The 13,128-nt window shown below is 67.0% G+C and carries 7 protein-coding genes; 6 read left to right on the top strand and 1 reads right to left on the bottom strand.

Going from position 1 to position 13,128, the window contains the following annotated elements:
• Positions 1-31: 31 nt before the first annotated feature.
• Positions 32-2,935 (top strand): TonB-dependent receptor plug domain-containing protein, encoded by a 2,904-nt coding sequence (locus tag AB4Y92_RS00850; protein ID WP_441817920.1) that lies wholly within the window; start codon positions 32-34, stop codon positions 2,933-2,935.
• 281 nt (positions 2,936-3,216) lie between these two features.
• Here AB4Y92_RS00850 and AB4Y92_RS00845 read toward each other — a convergent pair whose 3' ends face one another.
• On the bottom strand, positions 3,217-3,288 hold the full coding sequence (locus tag AB4Y92_RS00845; RefSeq protein ID WP_441818263.1) for a DUF6053 domain-containing protein: 72 nt from the start codon (positions 3,286-3,288) through the stop codon (positions 3,217-3,219).
• A 139-nt stretch (positions 3,289-3,427) separates the two neighbouring features.
• Between AB4Y92_RS00845 and AB4Y92_RS00840 the strand changes: the two genes are divergently transcribed.
• The 5 genes from AB4Y92_RS00840 (at position 3,428) to AB4Y92_RS00820 (ending at position 13,104) form a co-directional block, all read left to right on the top strand.
• Positions 3,428-6,103, top strand: coding sequence for a beta-mannosidase (locus AB4Y92_RS00840; RefSeq protein ID WP_441817919.1), 2,676 nt, complete (start codon positions 3,428-3,430; stop codon positions 6,101-6,103).
• A 356-nt stretch (positions 6,104-6,459) separates the two neighbouring features.
• Positions 6,460-7,588 (top strand): peptide chain release factor 2 gene (prfB, locus tag AB4Y92_RS00835; protein WP_148648842.1). Its coding sequence is split into 2 segments (ribosomal slippage): positions 6,460-6,534 and positions 6,536-7,588, totalling 1,128 coding nucleotides; the frame shifts between segments, so codons are not numbered across the junction.
• A 404-nt stretch (positions 7,589-7,992) separates the two neighbouring features.
• Complete coding sequence (gene lysS, locus AB4Y92_RS00830) at positions 7,993-9,510, top strand: lysine--tRNA ligase (protein ID WP_441817918.1); 1,518 nt, start codon at positions 7,993-7,995, stop codon at positions 9,508-9,510.
• Between the two features lie 338 nt (positions 9,511-9,848).
• Positions 9,849-10,907 (top strand): response regulator, encoded by a 1,059-nt coding sequence (locus tag AB4Y92_RS00825; protein ID WP_057942810.1) that lies wholly within the window; start codon positions 9,849-9,851, stop codon positions 10,905-10,907.
• Between the two features lie 4 nt (positions 10,908-10,911).
• A complete protein-coding gene (locus AB4Y92_RS00820; RefSeq protein WP_441817917.1) occupies positions 10,912-13,104 on the top strand; it encodes an ATP-binding protein in 2,193 nt (730 codons plus the stop codon).
• Positions 13,105-13,128: the final 24 nt, after the last annotated feature.

Genomic DNA, 13,128 nt, shown 5'->3' with positions numbered 1-13,128 from the left:
AGGGTTCGGCCGCGATTGGGAGGGGTAGCCAGTGAGCCAGCATCAGAACCGCAAGCCGAACCAAGGCCATGCATCGCAACAGATCACGGGCCGTTCGCGCGGCTTCGCGCATCGCAACGTCCTGACCGCGGCGACGCTCGCGGCCTTGTACCTGCCGCTGCTCGCGCAGGCGCAGGACGCGGCGCCCGCCGCGGCGGGCGAAGTCAAGGCGATCGACAAGATCACCGTCACCGGTTCGCGCATCAAGCGCGCGGAAATCGAAGGCCCGGCGCCGGTCACGGTGATCACCACCGAACAGATCAAGCGCGAAGGCTTCGCCAACGTGTACGAGGCGCTGAGCTCGCTGACCGAAGTCACCGGCTCCGTCCAGGCCGACGTCAACAAGGGCCCCACGCCCAACGCCAGCCCGCTGAACCTGCGCAACCTCGGCCCCGGCCGCACGCTGCTGCTGATCGACGGCCGCCGCGTCGCCGACTATCCCTTGCCCTACGAGGGCCGCGGTAACTTCGCCAACTTCAACAACATCCCGATGTCGGCGGTGGAGCGCATCGAAGTGCTGGCCAGCGGCGGCTCGGCGATCTACGGCTCCGACGCCATGGCCGGCGTGATCAACATCATCATGAAGAAGAACTTCAACGGCGATGAGGTTCGGATCAAGGGCGGCACCACCACCCGCGGCGGCGGCGATTCCTACGACTTATCGTGGACGGGCGGTCGCACCGGCGATAAGTGGAGCGCCACCTACGGCGTGCAATTGAGCGGCCGCGAAACCATCTTCGCCGGCCAGCGCGGCTTCCTGGCTTCCGATCTGGAACCGGCCGCCACGGTGAAGCCGCTGGTCAACGATCCCTGGCCGTGGGTGTGGGGCGTGGAGCTGATCGACACCGGCGCCAGGCGCCGCGTCACGCCGCCGGCCGGCGCCTGCGACCGCTTCCAGGATCTGCCGCAGCACAACTTCCTCGGCAACGACGGCAACGCGCCCGAGTTCCCCGGCTACAGCTGCTCGCAGTCGCGCGGCAACTCGCTGTGGAGCCTGCGCAACGGTTCGGACAACCGCTCCGGCTTCGGCAACTTCACCTACGACTTCGACAACGGCATGCAGGCCTGGGTCAGCGCGTCGCTGTGGGACAGCGACGGCGAGTCGCGCCAAGACGAAGCGCTGCGCTTCGAACTCAACCGCGGCGGCGCGTTCTACGACCAGAACACCGGCCGCAGCTATCAGGCGCGCCGCGCCTTCACCGTGCCCGAAGCCGGCAGCCGCGATCCGTTCCTGTTCAACACCAGCGAGCGGTCCTGGGACCTCGCCGCCGGCCTGCGCGGCCGCTTCGGCGAACGCTTCAACTGGGACGCCACGGTCGGCCGCACCGAATACAAGGTCGACTTCAGCTTCCCGGGCATGCTGCAAGGCGCGGTCGACAGCTATTTCCTCGGGCCGCAACTGGGCACCAACAACGGTTTGCCGGTGTACGCGCTGGACCAGGGCAAGTTCTGGTCGCCGATGACGCCGGACACCTTCCGCCAGCTCACCACGCGCGGCAAGAGCAGCGCCGAATCGTGGATGAACCAGGCCCAGTTCGCGGTCACCGGCGATCTGTTCGAGCTGCCGGCCGGCCCGGTCGGCTTCGCCGGTGTGATCGAAGCCGGCTCGCAAGGCTACCGCCTCGACCCCGATCCGCTGACCTTCGGTCCGAACAAGCTTTACGACCAACCCGGCGGCACCAACCAGGGCGGCGGCGACCGCAAGCGCTACGCCGTGGGCGTCGAGTTCAAGGTGCCGGTCTTTAAGACCTTGAACGTGACCACGGCCGGCCGTTTTGACCGCTATGACGACGATGCGCGCAAGGAGAGCAACTTCACCTGGAACGCCGGCATCGAGTGGCGTCCGATCCAAAGCCTGCTGGTCCGCGGCGCTTACAACACGACCTTCCGCGCGCCGGACATGCATTACCTGTTCGCCACCAGCGGCACCGGCACTCAGGAAGATTCCGACGTGGCCACCTGCATCAACCGCGGGCTCGGGCCGGACTGCAGTTCGCAGGCGCTGTACTACCGCCACAACATCGCCCGCACCGGCAACCTCAAGCTCGACAGCGAGACCGGCAAGTCGTGGAGCGCCGGCCTGGTGTGGGACGCCGCCGAAAACCTGTCGTTCAGCGCCGACTACTGGCACATGACCATCGACAACCAGGTCCGCGATTTCGACATCGCCGACATCCTCGATCTGGAAAGCCAGTGTCGCAACGGCCGCACGCGCCGCGCCAGCGACCGCATGCAGGTCACCCCGGGATCGTCGACGTGCCAGGACATCGTCTCGCGCGTCACCCGCAGCGCGCCGGGCACCAATTCCTTCGGCGTGGCCGATCCGAATTATCCGATCGGACAAGTGGTGTCGGTGTTCAGCGGCCCGATCAACATCGCCTACCGCGAAGTGGCCGGTGTCGATCTGACCGCGCGCTACAAGATCCCGGAGACCCGCTTCGGCGATTTCAGCTTCCAGTTCAACTACACCAACCAGCTCAAGAACAACGAACAGCGTGACCCAGGTTCGCCGATGCAGGAGAACCGCGACAAGGAAGTGCGCACCTTCGCCCGCGCCAGCGCCAGCTGGAGCCGCGGCCCGTGGAACGCGACCTTGTTCGCCAACCGCATCGGCCACGTCAACGGCGACGGTTACAACGAGTGCGCGCCGATCCTTCCCGGCCAGACCGACACCACCTGCCACATGGTCGGCAAGCTCAAGGCGCCGGTGTATTTCAACCTGACCGCGGGTTATCAGCTGACCGAGCAGGCCCGGGTCAACCTGTACATCGACAACCTGCTCGACGAGGCCGACTACAAGGACCCGTACAAGAAGTTCTTCGCCTACGCCAACGAGCGCGTGTTCTCGCGCGTGGGCCGCGAAATCTCGGCGGAGTTCGTCTACAAGTTCGATTGATCGCAGCACCTCGGTATCGAGCGAGCGGGCCGCCCGGGCCCGTTCGATCGGCGGTAACCCCGTGGCGGAACTTGCGCGCACGCCCTCCAGTCGGGCGCGCCGGTTGCGTCGCGGACCTCCCGGGCAAGGCGGTGTACCCCCTCAAGGCGCGTTTGCAATACGCGTTCGCGAGGACTTGTCCGGTATCGGATCGGGAGCGCGGGAAGCGCGCTCCCGCTTTTTTATCGCGCAGTCGTGAAGTCTGTTGTAGGAGGGGCTTCAGCCCCGATGCCTTTTGTTCCTCAAGTTCCACGCAACCGCGAAGTCTCCGTGGGAGGGGCTTCAGCCCCGAAGCTTTTCGCTCCGATCGCAATGAAGCCAACTCATGTGACCGAGCCAGCAAATCGCTATCGCTCACCTCTCGCGCCGCTGCCAGCGCCGCTATCGTTCCGCAACGCTGACCGCTGAAGTCCCATAGCAACCCCGCAACACCCGCCATCCACAGGTGCCTGCATGCCCCTCGCCCGATCCTCGTCCGACTCCGTTTCGCGCCTGCGCAGCCTCGCCGCGATCGCCCTGATGCTGATCGCCGCGCTCGCGGCCTATGCCGCCCAGGCCGCGCCGCTAAGCAGCCGGCCGCTGCATGAGAACTGGCAATTCCGCCTGACCCCGGACGATCCGCAAGCCGCCGAACACAAGGACGCGACCGGCTGGCACGCCGCGACCATCCCCGGCCATGTGCACACCGACTTGCTCGCGGCGAAGCTGATCCCCGATCCCTACGTCGGCGCGCGCGAAGCGCAGCTGCAATGGATCGGCCTGGCGCAGTGGGAATACCGCAGTCAGTTCGACGTCGATCAGGCCAGCCTAGCGCGCGCGCACAACGAACTGGTGTTCGACGGCCTGGACACCTTCGCCACGATCTATCTCAACGGCAAGCAGGTCCTGAAGGCCGACAACAGCTTCCGCACCTGGCGGGTGCCGGTGGACGGCCAGCTGCGCGAGCGCGGCAACGAATTGCGCGTGGTCTTCGATTCGCCGATCCGCCGCCTGCTGCCGCAGGTGCAGGCGATGCCGAACAAGATCGCCGGCAACTATCCTTCGCCCTACGGCGACGAACCGCGCGATGCGATGACCGCCAACTTCGTGCGCAAGCCCGGTTATCACTACGGCTGGGACTGGGGCCCGCGCTACGTCACTGCCGGCATCTGGCGCGGCGTGCGCCTGGACAGCTGGGACCGCCTGCGCATCGGCGACCTGCACGTGCGGCCCGAGCATGTTTCCAGGCAGGCGGCGCAAACATCCGTCGAATTGGAAATCCACAGCGACCGCGCCGACGCGGCGACGATCGAGATCGAATACACCGACGCCCAGGCGCGCAGCAAGACTCTGAGCCAATCGGCGCGACTGCGTGCCGGCGTCAACCGCGTCGCCATCGCGGTGAACATCGCCGATCCGCAGCTGTGGTATCCGGTCGGCTACGGCGAGCAGCCGCTGTACACCTTCAAGGCCGTGGTCCGCGATCGCGATGGCGTGCAGGCCAGCGCGCAGCGCCGCACCGGCCTGCGCAGCGTCGAGTTGCGGCGCGAACGCGACGCGAAAGGGCAGAGCTTCGCCTTCGTGATCAACGGCATTCCGGTGTTCGCCAAGGGCGCCAACGCGATTCCGTTCGACGCATTCCCGGCGCGGGTCACGCGCGAGCGCCTGCGCCGCGACCTGCAGTCCGCGCGCGACGCCAACATGAACATGATCCGCAACTGGGGCGGCGGCTATTACGAATCCGACGATTTCTTCGAACTGACCGACGAACTGGGCCTGCTGGTGTGGCAGGACTTCATGTTCGGCGGCGGCATGCCGCCGGGCTACGACGCCGCCTTCCGCGCCAACGTGGTCGCCGAGGCGCGCGACAACGTGCGCCGGCTGCGCAACCATCCCAGCATCGTGCTGTGGTGCGGCAACAACGAAGAAGAAACCGCGTGGAAGGATTGGGGCTACAGCAAGAAGCTGACCGAGGCCGATCCGAAGTTCGCGCAGACGGTGTGGGAGGGTTATGTCGCGCTGTTCGGCAAGGACCTGCGCGCGGTCGTGGCCGAAGACGGCGCGGGTGTGCCGTATTGGTCGAGTTCGCCGAGCAACGATCTGGCCGAGAAAGCCAACGACTCCGACAACGGCGACAAGCATTACTGGGACGTGTGGGGCGGCCCGGCGCTGCCGGCGAGCGCGTACCTGGAGGAAACCCCGCGCTTCATGTCCGAGTACGGCCTGCAGGGTTGGCCGTCGCTGCGCACCATCGCCGCGTTCGCGCAGCCGGGCGAGCAGGGCATCGACACGCCGGTGATCCGCGCGCACCAGAAATTCCTCGCCGGCGACGGCAACACGCGGTTGCTCAAGTACATCCGCGGCGAATACGGCGAGCCGCGCGACTTCGCCGATTTCGTCTATCTCAGCCAGCAGGTGCAGGCCGAGGGCATCGAACTGGCGGCCTTGCATCACCGCGCCTCGCGGCCGCGCACGATGGGCTCGCTGTACTGGCAGTTGAACGATGTCTGGCCGGGCGCGTCGTGGTCGAGCCTGGATTATTTCGGCCGCTGGAAGCCGCTGCATTTCCACGCCAAGCGTTTCTTCGCCGAACTGGCGATCGCGCCGCTGCGTCGGGTGTCGGACAAGGACGGGGGCCGCACCGAGTTGAATCTGTTGTCCGATCGCATCGCGCCGGTGGCGGGCGAGTGGCGGATGCGGGTGATGGATTTCGACGGCCGGGTGCTGCGCGAGGAGCGCAAGCCGGCGACCTTGGCGGCGTTGGCGTCCACGCGCGCCGGGTCGTGGAGCGATGCCGAGCTGCTCGGCGGCGCCGATCCCAAACGCACTGCGGCGGTGTTCGAGTTGATCGTCGATGGCCGCACGGTGTCGCGGCGGGCGGTGTATTTCGCCGAGTCGCGGCTGCTGGCGTGGGCGGACCCCAAGCTGAGCGCGCGGTTGCGCCGCGACGGCGAGGGCTATGTGCTCAGCGTCCATGCCGACAAGTTCGCGCGCGCGGTGTGGGTGGATTTCGGCGATCAGGACGTGAGCCTGGCAGACAATGCGTTGACCTTGCTGCCGGGGGAGACGGTGGAGATCGCGGTGCGGTCGAAGGCGGATCTGGCCAGTTTGCAGAAGGGGTTGAATCTGCGGTCGTTGTATCGGCGTTGATGGGGAGTTTTGTCGCGCGTGGGGCAAATCCCCCGCGCTGGGGTGTGGCCTGACCTCGGGGATTCGCCGGGCGCTGGCCCCCTTTTTTAAAGGGGGCTCATTGACGTGCTTGGTGGAGGGCCTTCGGCATCGACAGCCGCCGCCTCCGGCCCCGTCCCTTCCACCCACCCCGTGCTGTTCCCCCCTTTGAAAAAGGGGGGCAGGGGGGATTTGCCTCAGCCGCGACGCAGGGCCAAGCCCCCACAGCCAAGACAGACTCCGGACCAGGCCGCTTGCGCACATCGCTTCGGTCAGCCAGGCCACCCCGCCCCCCAATTTGCTAGAATCGCCGGTTCATCCGCATCCAGACACCGGACATGATCGAACTCAATCCCGTCCGCCAGCGCATCGCCGACCTCAAGGGCCGGCTGGATTCGCTCAGGGGGTATCTTTGACTACGACGCCAAGGTCGAACGTCTCGAAGAAGTAAACCGCGAACTCGAAAGCCCGGACATCTGGAACAACGCCGAGCGCGCCCAGGGCCTGGGCCGCGAGCGCGCCGCGCTGGAAAAGGTGGTCAACGGCATCCGCACCCTGACCGAGGGCCTGCTCGGCGGTCTGGAGCTGCTGGAACTGGCGGAAATGGAAGACGACGAGTCCACCGCGCTGGCCGTGGTCGAGGACGTCGAGCGCTACGCGAAGGAAGTCGAGAAGCTCGAGTTCCGCCGCATGTTCTCCGGACAGATGGACTCCGCGTCGGCCTTCGTCGACATCCAGGCCGGCGCCGGCGGCACCGAGGCCCAGGACTGGGCGGAAATCCTCCTGCGCATGTACCTGCGCTGGGCCGAATCGCGCGGCTGGAAGGCCGAGCTGATGGAAGTCAGCGGCGGCGACGTGGCCGGCATCAAGTCGGCGACCTTCCGCGTGGAAGGCGATTTCGCCTACGGTTGGCTCAAGACCGAAACCGGCGTGCACCGCCTGGTGCGCAAGTCGCCGTTCGACTCCGACAACCGCCGCCACACCAGCTTCACCTCGGTGTTCGTGTCGCCGGAAGTGGACGACAAGATCGAGATCGACATCAACCCGGCCGACCTGAAGACCGACGTCTACCGTTCCTCGGGCGCCGGCGGCCAGCACGTCAACAAGACCGAGTCGGCGGTGCGTATCACCCACGTGCCCAGCGGCATCGTGGTCGCCTGCCAGACCGAGCGCAGCCAGCACGCCAACCGCGACCGCGCGATGAAGATGCTCGCCGCGAAGCTGTACGAGCTGGAAATCCAGAAGCGCAACGCCGAGCGCGACGCGGTGGAGGCGACCAAGTCCGACATCGGCTGGGGCAGCCAGATCCGCAACTACGTGCTCGACCAGAGCCGGATCAAGGACCTGCGCACCGGCATCGAACGCAGCGACACCCAGAAAGTGCTCGACGGCGACCTGGACGAATTCGTCGAGGCCAGCCTCAAATCGGGGCTGGAGGTCGGCTCGAAACGTACCGACGCGGTGTAAGGCCGCGTCGTTCCGCCGGGTTTTGTCGATTGGCGGTTTTTCCCCGACTGTCGTCGAGGTTCGCCATTCGATCCTGGTGGCATCAGTCGTCCGTTTCGCCGGTTCTCCGCGCCCTCTCAAGTCGTCATTCCCGCGAACGCGGGAATCCAGAGACTTCAGAGTCAAATCGCGGTGAAGCCCTGAATCCCCGCCTTCGCGGGGATGACGGGCAAAAACCGCGGCACGACGGTAGGTCAGGACAAAGCGGCCTGTAGCATCAAGGCACTGGATCCCCGCGTTCGCGGGGATGACGAGCCCAACCAGCGCAGCCCGCGTTCGGCCGCCGTCCGTCCAAGCACCGACCGCGCGACTTCAGTACTCTCCACCCCTCAAGCTTCCCCAAGCCCTACCCAAACGCCAAGACCATGACCGACGACAACAACCTGCCGCCCATCGACGAGAACCATCTGATCGCCGAGCGTCGGGCGAAACTCAAGGCCTTGCGCGGCGAGGGCATCGCGTTCCCGAACGATTTCCGCCGCGGCGACTACGTCGGCGACCTGCAGACGCGCTACGGCGACGCCGAGCACTGGACCCAGGAGGCGCTCGACGCCGAGGCGCAGCGGGTGGTGGTGGCCGGGCGCATCGTCGCCAAGCGGGTGATGGGCAAGGCCAGCTTCGTGCAGATCCAGGACGAATCCGGGCGCATCCAGCTGTTCCTGCAATCCAACGCGCTGGGCGAGGCCTACGAGGCCTTCAAGGGCTGGGACCTGGGCGACATCATCGGCGCGCAAGGCCCGCTGACCCGGACCAAGACCGGCGAGCTGTCGGTGCGCGCCGACCAACTGCGCCTGCTGACCAAGTCGCTGCGTCCGCTGCCCAGCAGCTGGTTCGGCCTGGCCGATGTGGAACAGCGCTACCGCCAGCGCTACGTCGATCTGATCGTTTCGCCCGACGCGCGCGAGGTGTTCGTCAAGCGCTCTCGCATCATCCGCTCGATGCGCGCCTGGCTCGACAGCCGCCGTTTCCTGGAAGTGGAAACGCCGATGATGCATTACATCCCCGGCGGCGCCGCGGCCAAGCCGTTCACCACCCACCACAACGCGCTGGACCTGGATCTGTACCTGCGCGTGGCCCCGGAGCTGTACCTCAAGCGCCTGGTGGTCGGCGGCCTGGAGCGGGTCTACGAGATCAACCGCAACTTCCGCAACGAGGGCGTCTCGACCCGGCACAACCCCGAATTCACCATGCTCGAACTGTACGAGGCCTACGCCACCTACACCGAGATCATGGACCTGACCGAGGCGGTGATCCGCCACGCCGCGCAGGACGTGCTGGGCACCACCCAGGTCGAGTGGGACGGTAACGCGATCGACCTGGGCCCGGGCTTCCGGCGCTGGTCGATGATCGACGCGGTGCTGGAGCACAACCCCGAGATCAAGCGCGAGGAGCTGCGCGACCTGACCGCCATGCGCGCCCACTGCGCGCGCCTGAAGGTGCCGGCCAAGGCCTCCTACGGCTGGGGCAAGCTGCTGCTGGAAATCTTCGAGAAGACCGTCGAGCACACCCTGATCCAGCCGACCTTCATCACCGATCATCCGGTCGAGGTGAGCCCGCTGGCGCGCGCCAACGATATCGATCCGGAGCTCACCGACCGCTTCGAACTGTTCATCGGCGGCAAGGAACTGGCCAACGGCTTCTCCGAGCTCAACGATCCGGAGGACCAGGCCGCGCGTTTCCAGGCCCAGGTCGAGCAGAAGGCCGGCGGCGACGACGAAGCCATGCACTTCGACGCCGACTACATCCGCGCGCTGGAAGTGGGCCTGCCGCCGACCGGCGGCCTGGGCGTGGGCATCGACCGTCTGGTGATGCTGCTGACCGGTTCGTCCTCGATCCGCGATGTGCTGCTGTTCCCGTACATGCGTCCGGAAAGCGGCGGTTGAGCCGTACAGGCGCGATCGGCCCGGACGGGATCGCGCCGGCTTGAGCGCGCCGGCCGCATCGGTCGCGCGGGTCGTTGTGGCCCGCCTGGGCCGCATCCGGCCCAGAGCGCGGCCGCAAAACGCAACCTACACTTCACCGCGGCCAACATCGGTTGGCCGTTTCTGCAGGCCGTTTGCGTGTAAACCGTGATGAACGGCGCGCATTGCGGGTCCGGATCAGGTGAACGCCGGCCCAAGCGAAATGCGCCGGGACTTTCGACGGCTGTCTTGGGCTACGCGGCGGGGTATGCTCCCAGGTCGGCCGCCGCAGGGGGCGGCCTCACTACGGGTACCGGTGTGTGAACGTCGTTATCGTCGATGACCAAACGTCCGCGCGGACGATGCTGCGCCATATCATCGAGGACATCGCGTCCGAGTTGTCCGTGCACGACTTCGGCGAGCCCGAAGCCGCGCTGGCCTGGTGCGAAAGCCACCAACCGGACCTGCTGCTGCTCGACTACCGCATGCCCGGCATCGACGGCCTGGAGTTCGCGCGCCGCTTCCGCCGCCTGCCGATGCACCGCGATATCCCGATCATCCTGGTCACCGTGGTCGGCGACGAGCCGGTGCGCCAGGCCGCGCTGGAAGCCGGGGTCATCGATTTCCTGGTCAAGCCGGTGCGTCCGCGCGAACTGCGCGCGCGCTGCCGCAACCTGCTGCAGCTGCGCCAGCAGTCCGAGAACGTCAAGCAACGCGCGCTGTCGCTGGAACAGCGGCTGCTGTCGAGCATGCACGAGGTCGAGGAGCGCGAGCGCGAGACCTTGTCGCGGCTGGCCCGCGCGATCGAATTCCGCGACGCAGGCACCAGCGCCTACCTGGAGCGCATGGCCCACATCGCCGGCCTTATCGCCGAGCAGTTGGGCATGTTCGAGGACGAGATCCGGGTCATCGAGATGGCCGCGCCGCTGCACGACATCGGCAAGATCGCCATTCCCGACGCGGTGCTGATGAAGCCCGGCCCGCTGACCGAGGAGGAGACGGCGATCATGCGCCGCCATCCCAAGATCGGCTACGAACTGCTCAGCGGCAGCCAGAACCGCTTCATTCAGGCCGGCGCCCTGATCGCCCTGCGCCATCATGAACGCTACGACGGCTCGGGCTATCCCGACGGCCTGATCGGCGATGAGATTCCGCTGGAAGCTCGCATCGTGGCGGTCGCGGATGTGTTCGACGCTCTCATTTCGCCGCGTCCGTATAAAAAAGCCTGGGACGTGGACGCCGCCTTGGGGTATATGTACGCCCAACGCGGGCGTCTGTTCGATCCGCGCTGCGTGGACGCGCTGATCCGCAGCCGCGCCCGACTCGACGAAATCTGCCAACGCTATTCGACGAGTTCTACCCGCCCCGGCTTGGAGTAGGCCGATGCTCGCCATTCTCGGCAAGGTCAGAAGGCGCCTGTCGCAACGACCCGACAGCGAGCATGCGCAGAACCTGGTGCGCGTGGTCATCACCGCCTTGTTCATCACCTACCTGGGTTGGCGCTACCTGCGCCAGGACGTCGGCGACACCTTGCCGGCGACCTGGCTGATCCTGATCGGCGAGCTCACCGTCGCGGTCGGGCTGATGGTCGCCATCGTGATGCGCCCCGGGGTTTCGCACGTGCGGCGCTGGATCGGCATGCTCACCGACTACAGCGCGATGGGCGCGATCATGTGCATCGAGGGCGAGCCGGCCTCGCCGCTGTACGCGGTCTACCTGTGGGTGACCATCGGCAACGGCATGCGTTACGGCAATCGCTATCTGCGCATCGCCACCGCGCTGGCGTCGTTGTCGTTCTTCAGCGTGATCATGATCTCGCCGTACTGGCGCGCCAATCCGTATCTGTCGTGGGGTCTGCTGATCGGCCTGACCGCGGTGCCGCTGTACTTCGATTCGCTGCTCAACGCGCTGACCCGCGCGGTCGAGGACGCGCGCCGCGCCAACGAGGCCAAGAGCCGGTTCCTGGCCAACATGAGCCATGAGTTCCGCACTCCGCTCAACGGCCTGGCCGGCATGTCCGAATTGCTGGCGACCACGCGCCTGGACAGCGAGCAGCGCGAATGCCTCAACACCATCCAGGCCTCCACACGCAGCCTGCTGTCGCTGGTCGAGGACGTGCTGGACATTTCCGCGATCGAGGCCGGCAAGCTGCGCCTGGATCTGGTCGAGTTCGAACCGCGCGAACTGGTCGAAGGCATCGGCCTGATCCTGCAGCCGCAGGCGCGGTCCAAGCAGTTGCGCTACGAATCGCGGGTCGCCGACGACGTGCCGCAGATTCTGCGCGGCGATGTGGTGCATCTGCGCCAGGTGCTGCTGAATCTGGCCGGCAACGCGGTGAAGTTCACCGACGAAGGCTCGGTCAAGCTGGAAGTGATGCTGGCCGGCGATGCCGACAGCGGCGGCCTGCGCCTGCGCTTCACCGTCACCGATACCGGTATCGGCATCCCGGTGGCGGTGCGCAAGCGGTTGTTCGAGGCTTTCGAGCAGGCCGACGTCGGCCTGGCCCGGCGTTACGGCGGCACCGGCCTTGGCACCACCATCGCCAAGGGCCTGACCGAGGCGATGGGCGGCAGCATCGGCTTCGAAAGCACCGAGCAGCGCGGCAGCCGGTTCTGGGTCGAGCTGCCGTTCGACAGCGTCGCCGCGCCCGTCGCGGACCCGTACAAATCCGCCGCGGTCGCCGGCGCCGATGCCGCGGTCAAGGAAACCCCGGAGAACGTGATCGCGTTTTCCGATCCGTTCCTGCGCCATCGCGCCCGCGTGCGCAGCCTGTCGCTGCTGGTCGCGGACGATCACGAAGCCAACCGCATGGTGATCACCCGCCTGCTGCAGAAGGCCGGCCATCGCGCGGTGTGCGTGGACGGCGGCGAGGCGGTGCTGGAGGCGCTGGCGAGTTCGGACTACGACGCGGTCATCGTCGATCTGCACATGCCCGGCGTCAGCGGCCTGGACCTGCTGCGCGAGCTGCGGGTGATGGAAGCCGGCAGCGGCGGCCGGCGCACGCCGGTGGTGGTGTTCAGCGCCGATGTCACGCCCGAATCGATCCAGGCCTGCGAACGCGCCGGCGCCCGCGCCTTCCTGTCCAAGCCGGTGGCGACCTCGCGCCTGCTCGACACCCTGGCCGATATCGCCTCCAGCGCGCGGGTCAACGGCCCGCTGATCGCGCCGATGACGCGCAGCACCTCGTACATGGGCGCCGACCAAGTGCTCGATGCGGCGATCCTGGACGAGTTGGGCGCGCTCGGCATGGGCGAGGGCTTCGAGCGCGAATTCGTCCGCCAGTGCCTGCGCGACGCGGAAGCCTGCGTCGGCGCGCTCGGCGTGGCCGGCGGGCAGGGCGATTGGGACCGGGTCCGCGAGCATGCCCACGCGCTCAAGGGCGTGGCCAGCAATCTGGGCTTGATCCGGCTGGCCTCGGCCAGCGGCGAGTTGATGCACTTGATCGACCAGCAGATGCCGCGCGAATGGCAATCGCGGGTGTCGGGTCTGGGCGAACGCCTGGCCCAGGGGCGGACGGCGCTCGACTCGCGCGAGCGGTCCCGTCACGCTCGCGACGACAGCGAGCGTTCCCCCTGATTCATCCCCCTGATGCGGCAGCGG

Origin of the sequence: Lysobacter sp. TAB13, from assembly GCF_052113885.1 — a bacterium.
Lineage (GTDB): Bacteria > Pseudomonadota > Gammaproteobacteria > Xanthomonadales > Xanthomonadaceae > Lysobacter > Lysobacter gummosus.
Note: the sequence above shows the minus strand (reverse complement) of the source record. Positions and strands in the feature narration are given on the sequence as shown.